Raw genomic sequence first — 15,008 nt, 5'->3', positions numbered from 1 at the left:
CAGCACCCCTTGAGGGGCTTTCCCGTCTGCCCGCTAGCGTCTAAGGAGAACCCTTGTCTCGGAGGGCTCTCAATGACGATCAGGCTTGTTCTCGCCGGTTGCGGCAATATGGGTTACGCCATGCTTGCGGGCTGGCTGAAATCCGGCAAGCTTGCCCCGCAAGCCGTGTTCGTGGTCGAGCCTAATGCCGAATTGCGCAAGCGCGCCGAGCACCTCGGTTGCAGTGTCGCCGCGGACGCGAACGGGATCCCCGCCGACGCAGAGCCCGACCTCGTCGTCATCGCCGTCAAGCCGCAGGTGATCCGCGACGTCACCGCCGCCTACAAGCGCTTCGGCGACGGCAGGACCACCTTCGTCAGCATCGCCGCGGGCACGCCGGTCGCCACCTTCGAGCACATACTCGGCCATCTCGCGCCTGTTATCCGCTGCATGCCCAACACGCCGGCCGCGATCGGCAAGGGCATGATGGTGGTCTATTCCAACCCGCTGGTGACCGACGACATCAGGCGTTTCATTGCCGAGCTGCTGTCGGCGAGCGGTGTGGTGACGACGATCGACGACGAAGGCCTGATGGACGCGGTGACGGCGGTTTCGGGGTCCGGTCCGGCCTACATCTTCCATTTCATCGAGGCGCTTACGGTTGCAGCCGAGAAGGCCGGGCTGCCGGTCGAGACCGCCAGGCTGCTGGCCATGCAGACCGTCTATGGCGCTGCTGCACTCGCTGCCGAAAGCGGCGAGAAGCCCGGCGTCCTGCGCCAGCAGGTGACCAGCCCCAACGGAACCACGGCAGCCGCCCTTGCCGTGCTGATGGGCGAAGACCGGCTGACGAAGCTGCTGACCGAGGCGGTGGAAGCCGCGCGGCTGCGGTCGGTGGAATTGGGGAAGTAGCCGAGGCGCTCGCGGGGCCGTATCAGCCCCACTTCATCTCACCCTTGGCGACCTTTGCGCCCAGTTCCAGGGACGAGACGTCAAGAAGATCGGGATAGCGCCGCTTCATCGCTGCAATCAGCTCGACGCTGGATTTCGCTTTTTCGGCTTCCTTATTGAAAGCTTCGAGGTAGGCGCGGGTGAATTCCACGGCCGCCAGACCGTCCGGTGCACCGGCTACCTGATGGGACGGCACCACGATGTTTGGTTTGCGGGACGCGATTTCGTTGAGCGCGGCAATCCATTTCTTGCGGTCGTCTACGGTTGGCTCGTCGGCAACCCAGACATGTACGCCGGACGAGATCAGCACGCCGCCGAACACCGCTTCAAGGCTGGGCACCCAGAGATACCGCCGGTCTTTCAGATCGGCGACGGTGACGATCTCGATCTTGTTTCCTTCGATTTCAAGTGAGGTGATATCGGAAGCCTCGGGAATGACGACATCCGCCAGGACCTTCGGTCCATTGTCCTTGAGCTGTGGGCTCCAGACATCCAGCTTGGCTTGCACATTGGCTTTGATGGCCGCAACCGTTGCGCCGGCCGCGATGATCTTGGCGCCGGGGAAAGCATCCGCGACGGGACGGAGGCCAAAATAATAGTCAGGGTCGCTGCAACTGACATAGATCGTCGTCAGGGTCTTGCCCGTCGCCTTGATCGCATCCGCGACCGCACGGCCATCGGACAGGGTAAATCCGCCGTCGAGGAGGATGGCTTCTTTTTCCCCGGTCAGCAGCACCGGCGTGCGGCGGAAACCATTCTCGTCAGCCTGAAAATGGGTCCATTCCAGCTTGGCGGCGGCCTTGGCTGCAAAAGCCAGAGGCTGAAGCATGGCAACCATGCCCGTTGCCAGAAGGGTTTTCATCGTCTCGCGTCTTGTCCAAATGGTTTGCAAGATTTCAATCCTCAATGGGGGTTCAACTGATCGAGATTGGCATCTCGGCATGGTTTGAAAAACCCGGATCAAAAAGACAGACTGTATGAATGGATCACACAATGGCAGCCGATGGTCTGCGTCGTCAGCACGAGCGCAATGATCAGGCGTGTTGCGCGACCAGGTCAACAGCCCATGGCGCGAGCGCGGCAGCATTTGGCCTGCTGGGCGGGAGCGGCTGACGAAGCTGCTGGCCGAATCGTGGAACTGGGGGAGTAGGATCAGGCCAGATCGGTGTGGGAAAAGTCTTTCCCTTTGTAGAGTAAGGGCATCCCACAGCTTTTTGCCGAGGCATATGACAGGCAGTCAGCGAGATTGAGCTGAGCCGGGTGGCCGCGACGTTTGCCATAGTTCGAAAAAGCCTGGATCGCGAGCTTGGCATCACCGATTTCGATCGGAACCACCTCGATCTCGGCCTCACGCAGGAAGTCCTCTATCGCCTTTTCGGCGAAGAGCGGCTCCACCACCAACTTCGATGAAAGCCGCATCGCCGCTTCGAGCACGACCAGCGGAGATGTTATCCGTATCGAGGCCTGCCCGATCCGGCGGCTCCAATCGGCGGCGTCTTCCTCTCCGGCGAGGACAGCGATCACCACCGAGGTGTCGATGAACATCAGGAATGTCCCCACATCTCGTCGATCTCATCCTTAGTCAAATCCCTGCCGCCGCTTCCCGCCTTGGCCTTCAGATCGTTCGATATGGCGGCCAGCCGCTCAGCCAGCGGAACTCGTTCACGTTCGCGCTGAAGCTCGGATTCGAGCGCCTCGATCACCGCCTCGGTCATTGAAATCTTTCGCTTTTCGGCAAGCTGCCGGGCGAGGTCACGGGCGCGCGGGTCTCTGATCTGGAGATTCATCCTGAGCCTCCGTTCGGTGCCACTACAACATAGGGAGTTGTCATGACAAGGCCAGCCCGACTGGCCTGTCATCCAATCTCAGCCCCGTAGAGCATATCATCCTGCAGCTTCCGCAAAGCGAACAGCCTCGTCGTGCGGTCGGGCGTAGCATTGTCGGCGGTGAGCAGTTCGCCCTTCCTCACCGGTTTCAGCACCTTGCCGCCTTCGAGCAGGCCGACCGGCACTGCGCGATTGGCGCGCGCCTCTTCGACGGTCATGGTCCATGAGCGGTAGCAAGTCTCGCCGATGGCATCGAAGGTCTCGCCCATGGCGAGATCGCGCTTGGCCACCGCGCAGACCTCGGCGACCGGCCTCGGCAGCGGCACCATGTCTGGCCGGCCATAGAGCATGATGCGCGCCGCGGTCAGCGGCACTTCCAGCGAGGTCAGGTGATACGGCCGGAAGAAGCTGTAGTAGGGGCCGTGGCCTATGTGCAGGTCGTCCATGCGCTCGACGATGCGCGGATGCGTCGCCTCGACGATGACGAACACGCCGGGCGCCACGCCCTTGCCGATCGTGTAGTCGACAACGCCCTTCTTCGACAGGATGCCGCCATCCGCCTTCGGGATGAGCACATTGGCCAGCTGATCGCGGTCGGCCTTTGGGCCGTGCATGCCGGGAACGTCTGGGACCAGCCCGGTGGCGTTGGCGATGGCGCACATCTCGACCATGGTTTTGGAACCGTCGACGAATTCGACCAGCATGCGCGGGTTCATGTTGCGGCGGATCGCTTCCTCGCGATAGTCGTCCGGAACGGCATCGTGGTTGAGCGGGTTGTTCTTGCCCTTGCCAGCCGAGACGATGGTGTAGCCGAGCGCCGACGCAAATTCGATCAGCTCCATGCAGCTCGACGGCTCGTCGCCGGCGCCGACCGAATAGACGACGCCGAGCCGGTCTGCCTGCTGCTTGAGGTAGCAGCCGATCGTGACGTCGGCCTCGACATTCATCATCACCAGGTGCTTGCCGTGCTCCATCGCCTTCAAGTCGAAATCGGCGGCGACACCAGGCTTGCCGGTGGCGTCGATGACGACGTCGATCAGCGGATTGGTGACCAGCATCTCGTTCGTGGTAATGGCGATTTTGCCCGCCTCGATCGCCGCGGTGACTTTCGAGCCCCTGTCCGCCTCGACCGCCATCGCCTCGTCGCCATAGGCGATGCGGATGGCGTCACGCGCCGTGTGCGGACGCCGCGTCGAGATGGCGCAGATCTCGATACCGGGCATCAGCATGCCTTGCGTGACCAGGTCGGTGCCCATTTCGCCGGAGCCGATGACGCCGATGCGCACCGGGCGGCCCTCGGCGGCGCGCCTGGCGAGATCGCGGGCCAGTCCGGTCAGGGCGACATTGGTCATGCAAGCGTGTCCACGGCTTCTTGATTGCAGGCGGGAATAGCAGGGAACGGCCCCGCTTTGCCAACGAAACCAGCGGACGGCGGCAATTTCTCCGGCAACAGGCCCGGCAGGTGAGGCCAACCCCGGTAGAGGCTGATTGACCCGCCTCGGCGTCAAACCACCCTGATATAGCTCGTCATGCCGGTTTTCTGATGTTCGATGATGTGGCAGTGCAGCAGCCAGTCGCCGGGATTGTCCGCGACGAAACCGAGCTGAACCTTCTCGTTGGGCTGCATGAGATAGGTGTCGGAGATGACCGGCTGAACCTGGCGTGTCGACGACGACAGCACCTTGAAGCTCATGCCGTGCAGATGCATCGGATGCGCTTGCGGCGTCAAATTCTCCATGTCGATGACATAATTTTTGCCGAGCTTCAGCTCGGCCAAAGGCGCGGTCGGGTCCGGCGTGTCGCCCGGCCACGGTACCTTGTTGATGGCCCAGAAGGAGTAGCCTAGCGTGCCGCATATGCTGTCGCTCGGCACGTTTTCCGCCGTGGCGCTGAGCGAGAGCGCGATGTGTTTCGCGCTGGCGAGATCCACCTCCGGCACTGGGTTGGCTTCCAGCGGTGCGAGGTCTCGCAAATCGCGCTTGAGCGAGCTGCCGGTGGCGCGCAAGGTGGCGAGGACCTTGGGTTTGGTGCCTCTGATGTCGCCCAGGCTTACGATCGCGCCCTCCTGGTCAGGCATGCGGATGGCGAGCTCCATGCGCTGCCCCGGTCCGAGCAGCAAAGCATCGGGCGCAAAACGCTGCGGCACCGGATTGCCGTCCAGCGCGATGACCGCGGCCTCCCCACCCTCGACGCGAAAGGCGTAGATGCGGGTGACATCGGTGATGGCGACCCGCAGCCGCATCAACCCGCCGGCCGGCGCGTCGAATTGCGGCTGGTCGAGCCAGTTGGCGGTGCGCACCGTGCCATAGGTTCCGGTTTTTGCGGCATCGCGCGGCCGGAATTGCTGGATGAACTGCGCGTCGTCGCCGAGGCGCCAGTCGCGCAGATTGACGATTGCCTCGGCGTCGAATTTGGGATCGTTGGGGTTTTCGACCACGATCACGCCGGTGAGGCCATGGCCCATCTGCTCCAGCGTGTTGCAATGCGGGTGATACCAGAACGTGCCGGCGTCGGGCGGCGTGAAGGCGTAGTCGAAATGATCGCCGGTGTAGACGTAGGGCTGAACCAGGAAGGGGACGCCGTCCATCTTGTTTGGAACGCGAATGCCGTGCCAGTGGATCGTCGTCGGATCGTCGATGCCGTTGACGAGGCGGGCGGCGAAAGGCTCGCCCTTTTTCATCCTGAGCACCGGCGGCATTCCGGCCTCTCCATAAGTCAGCACATCGCGGGTCTGGCCGATATCCATGAACCTGGCCTGGATCTTTGCCGTCTTGAGAACCACCGGCTCGGGCGCGGCTGCGGCCCAGCCACTGAGCCTGGCCATCGCTGCAAGGCCAACCCCGCCAACGCCGGCAAGCGCGGCTGTTTTCAAAACCCTGCGGCGGGTGAGTGAGGTCATCTGGCGCTCCAACGGAATATGATTACCTGCCGCCCTGAATGACGGGCGGCGAAAGGCGCACAAGCCGATACTGCCACATCGCATCTCTGTCACGCCATGGCGAGCCGATGACGTTTGCTTGCGCAACAGCGTGAACGCTGGCGTGCCCACCATTCGCCCGCATCCGGGAGCGCGGGCTCGGATTAATGCAACTCGGCCAGCAACGCCTGTGCCTCGGCGAGGTTCTTTTCGGAACCGGCGGCGAGATCGTCCATCTTACGCTCGCGGAAGACAACGAGCGCGTCCTGGCATGCGGCGATCGCTTCCTGTGCCATCGCCTTGTCCTTGTGGGCGGCGCCCAGATCGGCCAGCACGTCGCACAGGCTGTCCTGCGTGAAGGCGACAGCCGGCACCGAATTGATCTTCTTTTGCACCACGATCGCCTCGCGCAGGACCAACACCGCCTCCTCGAAATGCGCGACATTGTTTTCGGCGCGGCCGGCCATGGTCAAGGCATAGCCCATCTCGTTGCGCGCATTGGCCCAACGTTCGGGATCGCGGTCGCGACCGAGCTGCTCGGCAAGCGCCCGGTTGACGACAATCGCCTCCTCGTACAATTCAGCCGAAGGCTCGCGGGCCGCGATCATGCTCAGCGTCTGCGCGAGACTGGTCTGGTTGGTGATCCAGAGATCGGGATCGCGGGCGATCGTTCGCACCGTGGCGAGGTCGCGGTAGATCTGAGCGGCTCGTTTCAGCTTGCCGACATCGTTCGCCCAGTAACCAAGACTCGACAGCCCGCCGGCGAGATTGTTCTGATTGTTCTCCCAGACAGCCAGCGCATTCTCGCGCGTTACCACGCTGAGCGCTGCGTCATAGGCGGCAATCGCGCGGGTGAGCAACTCGACGTCCTTGCCGTCCGCGGCCATCAGCAAGGCATTGCCGATATCGCCCTTGGTGCGCGCCCATTGCATGCGGTTGGGAAAACCGTCGTAGATCCGCGCTGCCGTCTCGAAGCTCTGCACGGCCTTGGCGTAGAACGTGGCGTCGCCACCAATCCGGCCCTGGCTGTAGACGGCAAAGCCGAGGTCGTAATTGATATTGGCCCACTCCTCCGGGTCGGCGTCCTTGGAGTAGGCGGGGAGCGCGGCTTCCAGCATGTCGGCTGCTTGCGCCAGCAAGTCCAGGTTGGATGTATCGTCGCCCAGGATCGACAGGGTCTGGCCGAGCACGCGCCGCGTCTGGCCGATCTCCGTGACATCACCGCCTTTCGTCTGCCCGTCGAGCGCCGCCCGCAGCGCGTCGACCGATTGCTGCAGCAGTTGATCGTCAGAGGCCAGCTTGCCTGACATCATCAACGCGCAGCCGAGGCGGAATTCCGTCTTGGCCCAATTGGCTGGGTCCTTGTCGCGGGTGCGAACCCTGAGCACCTGACCGTAGACATCGATCGCCTGCCGCAGGGTCGAGATGTCCCCCGCGCGTTCGCCCCAGTTCGATAGCGTGCCTGCAAGGCTGTAACCAATCGAAGCGAACTCGCCCGGCGCGGCGGTTGCGGTATAGACCTCCCATGCCTGACGATACGCGGTCACCGCCTGAATGTAGTAATCGGTTCCCGTATCGAGATCGCCGAGCGTGTCGTTGACCGATCCCAGATTCTGCTGCAGCGAAGCCCAGTCAAGCGGCAGTTTCTCACGCGGATATTCGGACAGAGCGGCCTGGTACGCGGTGGCTGCCTGCAGCAGCAGTTCCTTGTTCTTCTGCTTGGCGCCGAGGCGCTGCAAGGCGTTGCCCAGCGTCAGCTGGCCGTTCGCCCAGCTCGCCGCGGCGTGCTCGCGCGTCCGAACCGAAAGCGCTGCCTCCGCCGCCTCCCGCGCGCGCTGCAACGCGGCGATATCGCCGTTGATCTCGCCGATCGACTCGAATGCGGTGCTCAAATTGTTCTGGATCGTCGCCCATTGCGCCGGCGCGCGTTCCCTGGTCATCTCCTCAGCCGCCGCCTGGAAGGCCGCGACCGATTGCTCAAGCGTCGGTACATCCTTTTCGCGCGCGCCGAGGCTCGCCAGAACGACACCCAGATTGATCTGGCTCAATGCCCAGTCGAGCGGTACGCGATCCCGGCGATATTCTGTCAGCGCGGCGCGATGCGCCGATATCGCTGCGCGAAAACTGTCCGATGTGGTCTGGCGTTCGCCGATCTCGGACAGCACGATGCCGAGATTGTTCTGCGTCGCCGCCCATTCAAGCGGCAGTTTTTTCGACGACTGTACCTCGAGCGCCGAGCGGAAGGCCGCGACTGCCCGCTCAAGCAGTGCCGTCCCGTTCTCGCGCTGGCCGAGCCGCCAGTAGACCGTGCCCAGATTGCCATAGGTCGATGCCCAGTCGTCAGGGTAGGCGTCATGCGTATAGACGGTCAGCGCCTGCTCATAGGCGGCAGCTGCCTTGTCGAGGTTGTCGCGGCCGGCTTCCCGTTCGCCCAAAGTAGCAAGCGTGGCGCCCATATTGTTCTGGGTGGCCGCCCAAAGCAGCGGCAACTTTTCGCGGGTGACATAGGTCAATGCCTGTTCATAGGCTGTCAGGGCCTGGGCGAGATACGCATTGTCGCCGGAGAAGTCCCCTTGTTCCGACAGAGCGTTGGCCTCTGCCGCCTTGTAGTAGAACGCATCTTCGTCGCTCCATTTCGCGGCCTGCTCATAGGCCTTGGCGTAGTCCTGAGCCGCCTCCTTGAAGTTGAAGGAAATCTCGTAGGTTCTGGCGCTGCTGGCGAAAACCTTTGCGAATTCGAGCCGCTTTGCCTTCAGCTCGGCCTCGGCCTGGTCGACCGTAGACGAAAGTTCGCCGATGCGGGCCTTGGCCTGCTCGTTGAATTTCTGCGCCGCTTCGAGCGCGCCTTCCTGAACCGCCTGTTCGGCGAGTTTCGATAGCCTGGCAATTTCGGGGTCCGGGTTTTTCAAAGTCTCGCGTTCGGCCAACACGTGTTTCAGCCGTTCGGTCTGGCCACGCAGCAGCTTGTCGAGCTCAGCCGGATCCTTGGGTATGTCGACCCCGAGCGCCTTCAGCATGGCGTAAAGCCCATCCATCGGCACCTTGCCGTCACGCGATATGGTTTCGATCTGGCGGCGCTCCGGATCGGGTAGCGTCGAGATGGTCAGCAGGAGCTGGCGCCGCTCCCTGAGGATTTCGCCCTCATCGCCTTTCGGTGCCTCGGCGGGGGTACCGAAATAGAGCAGCCGGCGCAGGCTCTCATTGACCCAGGGCCGCTGCTGGCCGTTGGTCTTGAGATAGACCTCCTCGCCGATCATGCGCAGAACGGTGCCGAATTCCTCGCCGCCCATCGTGTCGATGTGGCGCAGGATCGCTGCCGCATAGGGGCTGTTGCCATCGGCCGGACCGTCCAGCGCAACCTTGCCGGGCTCGGCGGCAAAGGCGATGACCTGGCCGAGGCTGCCGTCGACCGAGCCCTTGGCGTCGGCGCCGCCCTTCAGGGAAACCACGCCGCGCGTTTCCCCGAGACCGCCGGCGCCGATCGGCTTGCCTTGGTCGCCCGGCGCCAGCTTCAGGAGCGTGCCCGGCGGGAACGGATCGTTGCGGCAGGCGTCCAGCAGAACGATGGTGACCGGCACCTTGGCCTTCAGTTCGGCGACGATGGACGACAGCGGCACCAGCTTTTCGCCGGCATTGTCGAGCGCCGAGATATCGGCATCGACAGGGACCAGATAATTCTCGCCGCCGGCTTCGATGCCGTGGCCGGAATAGTAGATGATGGCGACATCGGCGCCCTCGGCATCGTCGACGAAGCCTTCGAGATCGCGCCGCAATTTGCGCGCGTCGCGGTTGGTGGCGACATTGGTCTCGAAGCCGAGCCTGTCGAACATCTCCTCGATGGCGCGGGCGTCGTTTTCCGGATTGGGCAGTTTGCCGACATGCTGGTAGTCGGACTGACCGATGATGAGCGCGACGCCTTTCAGCGCCTTCGGCTCTTCAGCCAAAGCGGGGCCAAACGCGCATAGGCACAGCGCCAGTGCCGCAGCGATTGCCGCGCACATGCGCCCTGTCGCACCTGCCGTTCGCCCAAAGAGCATTCTCTACCCCAAAACCCGACGCTATCTTCCGCAGGCGAGATGGCATCATGATGGCCGGCCGATGGCAAGTCCTTGGGCGAGCTGTGTTCTTGTCATGGATATGCGTACGAGGCGGCTGGCTTTCAGCGTGCGAGCGGTAGTGTTCAGCATGCCGGATACGGCCAGTCCGGCCTGTTCGTGAGTTGACAGGTCCGGACTTGTTGAGCAGTCGTCCGGCCCCGTAGAGCCTCTTTCTCTCAATGTTTCCGGGCGAGGGGGCCACGGTTGGATGCGCGGGATTGGCACTTTTACGTCAGCCGGCTTTTTGGTCCGCAACGAGACCCCGACTTCGCGACTGCATCTTTTTAAAATCAAAGGAATGAACTGGTGCTGCGAGAGAGGATTGAACTCTCGACCTCTCCCTTACCAAGGGAGTGCTCTACCACTGAGCTACCGCAGCCGCTGATGGCGGGGCTTCTGCCATATAGAACCGGCAAGCGCAAGGCGTCTGTGAAAGGCTTTGCCAGACAAGTTTCGCTGACATGGCGGCGCCACAATGCTAGCTATCCCTTGAACAGCAGGCCCTGCCAGTTGCGGGCGGGACGGAACGATGGACGAGAAGACAATTCCACCGAAAAAGGCTGATCCGGAAAAAAAGGACGGGACTGACCGCAAGGACCGTCTGGCCGAGCAGCTGCGCGCCAATCTCATGAAGCGCAAGACGCAAGCGCGCTCGCGGCGCACCGGTGATCCTGACCAGCGGCCCGAAGGACTGCCGGCTGCTGAAAAAATGCACAAGGACTGACCGATATCAGCCACACTGGCCGGTCACCTTGGCCAAAGGGGCTCAGAAATCCTATTTCTTGAACCAAGCCGGCCAATGGTCTAGACGGGCCGATACTCAAACTGACGAAAACCGGCATATCGGGCCGAGGGGACATTCTCTCATGGATCGCATCAGAATTGTCGGCGGCAACAAGCTCGCCGGAAGCATTCCGATTTCGGGCGCGAAAAACGCTGCTTTGCCGCTGATGATCGCCTCGCTGCTCACCGACGACACGCTGACGCTGGAAAACGTGCCGCATCTGGCCGATGTAGAGCAGCTGATCCGCATTCTCGGCAATCACGGCGTCGACTATTCGGTCAACGGCCGCCGCGAGAAGCAGAATGAGGGCTATTCGCGCACCATCAACTTCTCGGCCCGAAACATCGTCGACACGACCGCGCCCTACGAGCTGGTGTCGAAGATGCGGGCGTCGTTCTGGGTGATCGGCCCGCTGCTGGCCCGCATGGGCGAGGCCAAAGTGTCGCTGCCGGGCGGTTGCGCCATCGGCACGCGCCCGGTCGACCTGTTCCTCGAGGGCTTGCAGGCGCTGGGCGCCGACATCGATGTCGACACTGGTTATGTGCTGGCCAAGACCAGGAACGGCCGCCTCGTCGGCAATCGCTATGTGTTCCCGAAAGTCTCCGTCGGCGCCACCCATGTGCTGATGATGGCGGCAGCGCTCGCCAAGGGCGAGACGGTGCTGGAAAACGCCGCCTGCGAGCCCGAAATCGTCAACCTCGCCGAATGCCTCAACGCCATGGGCGCAAAAATTTCCGGCGCCGGCACTCCAACCATCACCATCGATGGCGTCGAATCGCTGTCGGGCGCGCGCGTGCGCGTCATCCCCGACCGCATCGAGACCGGCACCTATGCCATGGCGGTGGCCATGACCGGCGGTGATGTCGTGCTCGAAGGCGCCCGCCCCGAGCTGCTGCAGACCGCGTTGGATGTGATTGCCCAGACCGGTACCGAGATCACGCCGACCAATTCCGGCATTCGCGTCCGGCGCAACGGCGCCGGCATTTCGCCGGTCGACGTCATGACGGCGCCCTTTCCGGCCTTCCCGACCGATCTGCAGGCGCAGTTCATGGGCCTGATGACCATGGCCAAGGGCAAGTCGCGCATCACCGAGACCATCTTTGAAAACCGCTTCATGCATGTGCAGGAACTGGCCCGGCTCGGCGCCCACATCACGCTGTCCGGCCAAACGGCGATCGTCGACGGCGTCGCCAAGCTGAAGGGCGCACCCGTCATGGCGACCGATCTGCGCGCCTCGGTGTCGCTGGTCATTGCCGGTCTGGCGGCCGAAGGCGAAACGACGGTCAACCGCGTCTATCACCTCGACCGCGGTTTCGAGCGGCTGGAAGAAAAGCTCTCCAATTGCGGCGCGGTGATCGAGCGGATTTCGGCTTGACCGCACGGCAGTTGCTTCAGACAGACAGGCGTCTGGTGCTGCCTCCATTCACCGCCAACACTTCAAACCCGAGGCGCTAGCCTCGGGTTGAATTTGTGTCGCGGTTGCACGGACCGGAAAGACCGCCTAACAGAAGGCTGAAACCAACTTTCAGGTGTGCATTCGGCATGGCAGCCCTCAAACTCATTGCGCTCGACGATCAGGATCTGAGCATCGTCTCGGCCCACGTCCAGGACGCCGTGATGAAGGTCTCGGATCTCGAATACCTGCCTTCGGCCAAGCGTTTCATATTGACCATGAACCGCTTCGTCTGGGAGGCGAAATCCGGACTGTTCAGCCAGCACAATGAGCGGCGCCAGACGGTGTTGCATTTCGACCGCGTGCTCGGCGCCAAGACCAGCGGCATTGCCCGCGATCGGCCGGCCGAGGTGCTGTCGCTTCTGGCAATCAGCTTTATCGAAATCAGCAAGCCGGCCGGCATCGTCGAATTGGTCTTTTCCGGCGGCGGCGCGATCATGCTCGACGTCGAATGCATCGAGGCGCGGCTTGCCGACATAGGCGGCGCCTGGGAAGCCACCTCGCGTCCGGTGCACAGGGTCTAGAGCATGATCCCAAAAAGTGGGTGCCGGTTTTTGTTGGACAAAACGGGAATCGTTTGTCCAGAGATCTTGCTCCAACAAAGGGTTAGATCGTGATGAGATTTCAACCAAGTCTCATCACGATCTAGACGCAGCCGATGGCCATTACGCTTATCCAGTCCGATGCCGGTTTCGAGCAGCGTTTCGCCGCCTTCCTGACCACCAAGCGGGAGGTATCGGAAGACGTTGACACTGCCGTGCGCGCCATCATTGCGCGGGTTCGTGCCGAGGGCGACGCTGCCCTGGTCGACTACACGCTGAAATTCGACAAGGCCGACCTCAATAGCCTCGGCATTGCCGTGTCGAAGGACGACATCGCGCAGGCCTACAAAGACGCCGATCCGCAGACGGTCGATGCGCTCAAGTTCGCGCGCGACCGCATCCGATCCCATCACGAGCGACAAATGCCCAAGGACGATCGCTATACCGATGCCGCCGGGGTCGAGTTGGGTTCGCGCTGGACGGCGATCGAGGCGGTCGGGCTCTATGTGCCGGGCGGCACGGCAAGCTATCCAAGCTCGGTGCTGATGAACGCCGTGCCGGCCAGGGTGGCGGGCGTCGAGCGCATCGTCATCGTCGTGCCGGCGCCGGGCGGCATCATCAATCCGCTGGTGCTGGTGGCAGCCGATATATCAGGCGTTTCGGAGATTTACCGCGTCGGCGGCGCGCAGGCGATTGCCGCCCTTGCCTATGGCACGCAGACGATCCGGCCGGTCGCCAAGATCGTCGGACCGGGCAATGCCTATGTCGCCGCCGCCAAGCGCCAGGTCTTCGGCACGGTCGGCATCGACATGATTGCCGGACCGTCTGAAGTGCTGGTGGTGGCCGACGGCAGCAACGATCCCGACTGGATCGCCGCCGATCTTCTGGCGCAGGCTGAGCACGACGTGTCGGCGCAATCGATCCTGATCACGAACGATCCTGCGTTCGGAAAAGCAGTCGAACAGGCGGTCGAGCGCCAATTGCTGAGCCTGCCGCGCGCCGAGACGGCGGCTGCCAGCTGGCGCGATTTCGGCGCGGTGATCCTGGTGGAGACCATCGAAGCCGCGCTGCCGCTGGTCGACCGCATCGCCGCCGAACATGTGGAACTCGCCATCGACGATGCCGAGGGCTTCCTGGCCAGGATGCGCAATGCGGGTGCTGTGTTTCTGGGACGCCATACGCCCGAAGTCATCGGCGACTATGTCGGCGGCTCCAACCACGTGCTGCCGACGGCGCGTTCGGCGCGCTTCTCTTCGGGCCTGTCGGTGCTCGATTTCGTCAAGCGCACCTCGATCCTGAAGCTCGGGCCGGAGCAGCTGAGAGCACTTGCGCCGGCGGCGATTGCGCTGGCCAAGGCGGAAGGCCTCGACGCGCATGGCCGCTCCGTCGCCATCCGGCTGAACATGTAGGCGGCGATGGCGGACGGCGATCAAACCCGCGCAAGGCTGATCGATGTCGAGCTCGACGAGTCGATCGGCCGTTCGACGCCCGATGTCGAACATGAGCGCGCGGTGGCGATCTTCGACCTGATCGAGGAGAACAGCTTTCAGCCGGTCAATGATGACGGCGCCGGGCCTTATCGGCTGAAGCTGTCGCTGGCCGAATCCCGGCTGGTGTTTGCGGTCGCCCGAGAGGATGGTGCTGATGTCGTCACCCATATCCTGTCGCTGACGCCGCTCAGGCGCATCGTCAAGGACTATTACCTGATCTGCGAAAGCTACTACGACGCCATCCGATCCTCGACGCCGAGCCATATCGAGGCGATCGACATGGGCCGGCGCGGCCTGCACAATGAAGGTTCGCAGACATTGATGGACCGGCTTTCCGGCAAGATCGACATCGACTTCGACACGGCGCGGCGGCTGTTTACGCTGGTCTGCGTGCTGCACTGGCGGGGTTAGACCTGACTGCGGCGCCCCGCTCGATCCTGTTCTTGTGCGGCATGAACGCCGTGCGCTCGCCGATGGCCGAGCAGCTGGCGCGGCGCATGCTGCCGCCGGCCACTTTCGTCGCCTCTGCCGGCGTGCACAGGGGCGAGCGCGATCCGTTCGTCGACGCGGTGCTGGCCGAAGAGGGCCTGACGCTGGGCGAGCGCCAGCCGCGCTCGATGGACGATCTCGAGGACGATTATTTCGACCTGATCGTCACCCTGGCGCCGGAAGCCCACCACGCCGCGCTCGAACTCACCCGCTCGCTTGCCGTCGACGTCGAATACTGGCCGATGCCGGATCCGACCGATGTCGGCGGCAGGCGCGAGCAGATCATGGCCAGCTATCGCGACGTGAGAGAACGGCTGAAAGCGCGCATCAGCCGACGTTTTCTGCTTCCGGAGGTAAAAAACGCGGCGGATTGATGCATGTCGCTCAAAAGCGGTCCCGGTTTTGAGACAACGACATGCATAAAACGAAAGCTTGGAGCGCGTCGCATATGACGCGATCTAAGCGTGTTCACAAGCGCACGAT

General features: G+C 62.9%; 13 protein-coding genes and 1 tRNA gene. 7 read left to right on the top strand and 7 right to left on the bottom strand.

Annotation, left to right across the window (positions count from 1 at the left end):
• Positions 1 to 72 precede the first annotated feature (72 nt).
• Positions 73 to 888 (top strand): pyrroline-5-carboxylate reductase, encoded by an 816-nt coding sequence (gene proC, locus NLY37_RS29865; protein WP_023740457.1) that lies wholly within the window; start codon positions 73 to 75, stop codon positions 886 to 888.
• 22 nt (positions 889 to 910) lie between these two features.
• Here the strand turns inward: proC and NLY37_RS29860 are convergent, their stop codons facing one another.
• The 7 genes from NLY37_RS29860 to NLY37_RS29830 all read right to left on the bottom strand — a co-directional run bounded on the left by NLY37_RS29860 (position 911) and on the right by NLY37_RS29830 (position 10,146).
• Positions 911 to 1,810 (bottom strand): MBL fold metallo-hydrolase, encoded by a 900-nt coding sequence (locus NLY37_RS29860; RefSeq protein WP_023740456.1) that lies wholly within the window; start codon positions 1,808 to 1,810, stop codon positions 911 to 913.
• A 269-nt stretch (positions 1,811 to 2,079) separates the two neighbouring features.
• Positions 2,080 to 2,472 (bottom strand): type II toxin-antitoxin system VapC family toxin, encoded by a 393-nt coding sequence (locus NLY37_RS29855; RefSeq protein ID WP_023738240.1) that lies wholly within the window; start codon positions 2,470 to 2,472, stop codon positions 2,080 to 2,082.
• Positions 2,472 to 2,714 carry a type II toxin-antitoxin system VapB family antitoxin gene (locus tag NLY37_RS29850; protein ID WP_023669292.1) on the bottom strand — a complete coding sequence of 81 codons (243 nt, stop codon included), beginning with the start codon at positions 2,712 to 2,714 and terminating at the stop codon, positions 2,472 to 2,474. Before NLY37_RS29850 ends, NLY37_RS29855 begins: the two co-directional genes overlap by 1 nt.
• A gap of 68 nt (positions 2,715 to 2,782) precedes the next feature.
• Positions 2,783 to 4,105: an NAD(P)H-dependent oxidoreductase gene (locus NLY37_RS29845; protein WP_023740455.1), complete on the bottom strand. Its 1,323-nt coding sequence runs from the start codon at positions 4,103 to 4,105 to the stop codon at positions 2,783 to 2,785.
• Positions 4,106 to 4,257: 152 nt separating this feature from the next.
• Complete coding sequence (locus NLY37_RS29840) at positions 4,258 to 5,652, bottom strand: multicopper oxidase family protein (protein WP_023707967.1); 1,395 nt, start codon at positions 5,650 to 5,652, stop codon at positions 4,258 to 4,260.
• A gap of 182 nt (positions 5,653 to 5,834) precedes the next feature.
• Positions 5,835 to 9,671 carry a caspase family protein gene (locus NLY37_RS29835; protein ID WP_023740454.1) on the bottom strand — a complete coding sequence of 1,279 codons (3,837 nt, stop codon included), beginning with the start codon at positions 9,669 to 9,671 and terminating at the stop codon, positions 5,835 to 5,837.
• A gap of 400 nt (positions 9,672 to 10,071) precedes the next feature.
• Positions 10,072 to 10,146: transfer RNA gene (locus tag NLY37_RS29830), tRNA-Thr, on the bottom strand.
• Positions 10,147 to 10,296: 150 nt separating this feature from the next.
• Here NLY37_RS29830 and NLY37_RS29825 point away from each other — a divergent pair.
• The 6 genes from NLY37_RS29825 to NLY37_RS29800 all read left to right on the top strand — a co-directional run bounded on the left by NLY37_RS29825 (position 10,297) and on the right by NLY37_RS29800 (position 14,899).
• Positions 10,297 to 10,491, top strand: a complete 195-nt coding sequence (locus NLY37_RS29825; protein WP_023669287.1) for a hypothetical protein — start codon at positions 10,297 to 10,299, stop codon at positions 10,489 to 10,491.
• 142 nt (positions 10,492 to 10,633) lie between these two features.
• Positions 10,634 to 11,926: a UDP-N-acetylglucosamine 1-carboxyvinyltransferase gene (gene murA, locus NLY37_RS29820; protein ID WP_023740453.1), complete on the top strand. Its 1,293-nt coding sequence runs from the start codon at positions 10,634 to 10,636 to the stop codon at positions 11,924 to 11,926.
• 167 nt (positions 11,927 to 12,093) lie between these two features.
• Positions 12,094 to 12,528 carry a DUF2948 family protein gene (locus NLY37_RS29815; protein ID WP_023740452.1) on the top strand — a complete coding sequence of 145 codons (435 nt, stop codon included), beginning with the start codon at positions 12,094 to 12,096 and terminating at the stop codon, positions 12,526 to 12,528.
• Positions 12,529 to 12,662: 134 nt separating this feature from the next.
• Positions 12,663 to 13,955, top strand: a complete 1,293-nt coding sequence (gene hisD, locus NLY37_RS29810) for a histidinol dehydrogenase (protein ID WP_023740451.1) — start codon at positions 12,663 to 12,665, stop codon at positions 13,953 to 13,955.
• A gap of 6 nt (positions 13,956 to 13,961) precedes the next feature.
• Entirely contained in the window at positions 13,962 to 14,447 is a 486-nt protein-coding gene (locus tag NLY37_RS29805; RefSeq protein ID WP_023740450.1) for a UPF0262 family protein, read from the top strand.
• The gene (locus tag NLY37_RS29800) at positions 14,435 to 14,899 is read left to right on the top strand and encodes an arsenate-mycothiol transferase ArsC (RefSeq protein WP_081731224.1); all 465 of its coding nucleotides are present in this window, start codon (positions 14,435 to 14,437) and stop codon (positions 14,897 to 14,899) included. The genes NLY37_RS29805 and NLY37_RS29800 overlap by 13 nt, the downstream gene beginning before the upstream one ends.
• The last annotated feature ends 109 nt before the right edge of the window (positions 14,900 to 15,008 follow it).

It is taken from the genome of Mesorhizobium sp. C395A (genome assembly GCF_030323205.1).
GTDB lineage: Bacteria > Pseudomonadota > Alphaproteobacteria > Rhizobiales > Rhizobiaceae > Mesorhizobium.
This window is presented reverse-complemented; position numbering and strand designations above follow the sequence as displayed.

Coding starts and splice junctions, on each gene's coding strand:
- proC (WP_023740457.1), top strand. CDS start 73: ATGACGATCAGGCTTGTTCTCGCCGGTTGCGGCAATATGGGTTACGCC.
- NLY37_RS29855 (WP_023738240.1), bottom strand. CDS start 2,472: ATGTTCATCGACACCTCGGTGGTGATCGCTGTCCTCGCCGGAGAGGAA.
- NLY37_RS29850 (WP_023669292.1), bottom strand. CDS start 2,714: ATGAATCTCCAGATCAGAGACCCGCGCGCCCGTGACCTCGCCCGGCAG.
- NLY37_RS29845 (WP_023740455.1), bottom strand. CDS start 4,105: ATGACCAATGTCGCCCTGACCGGACTGGCCCGCGATCTCGCCAGGCGC.
- NLY37_RS29840 (WP_023707967.1), bottom strand. CDS start 5,652: ATGACCTCACTCACCCGCCGCAGGGTTTTGAAAACAGCCGCGCTTGCC.
- NLY37_RS29835 (WP_023740454.1), bottom strand. CDS start 9,671: ATGTGCGCGGCAATCGCTGCGGCACTGGCGCTGTGCCTATGCGCGTTT.
- NLY37_RS29825 (WP_023669287.1), top strand. CDS start 10,297: ATGGACGAGAAGACAATTCCACCGAAAAAGGCTGATCCGGAAAAAAAG.
- murA (WP_023740453.1), top strand. CDS start 10,634: ATGGATCGCATCAGAATTGTCGGCGGCAACAAGCTCGCCGGAAGCATT.
- NLY37_RS29815 (WP_023740452.1), top strand. CDS start 12,094: ATGGCAGCCCTCAAACTCATTGCGCTCGACGATCAGGATCTGAGCATC.
- hisD (WP_023740451.1), top strand. CDS start 12,663: ATGGCCATTACGCTTATCCAGTCCGATGCCGGTTTCGAGCAGCGTTTC.
- NLY37_RS29805 (WP_023740450.1), top strand. CDS start 13,962: ATGGCGGACGGCGATCAAACCCGCGCAAGGCTGATCGATGTCGAGCTC.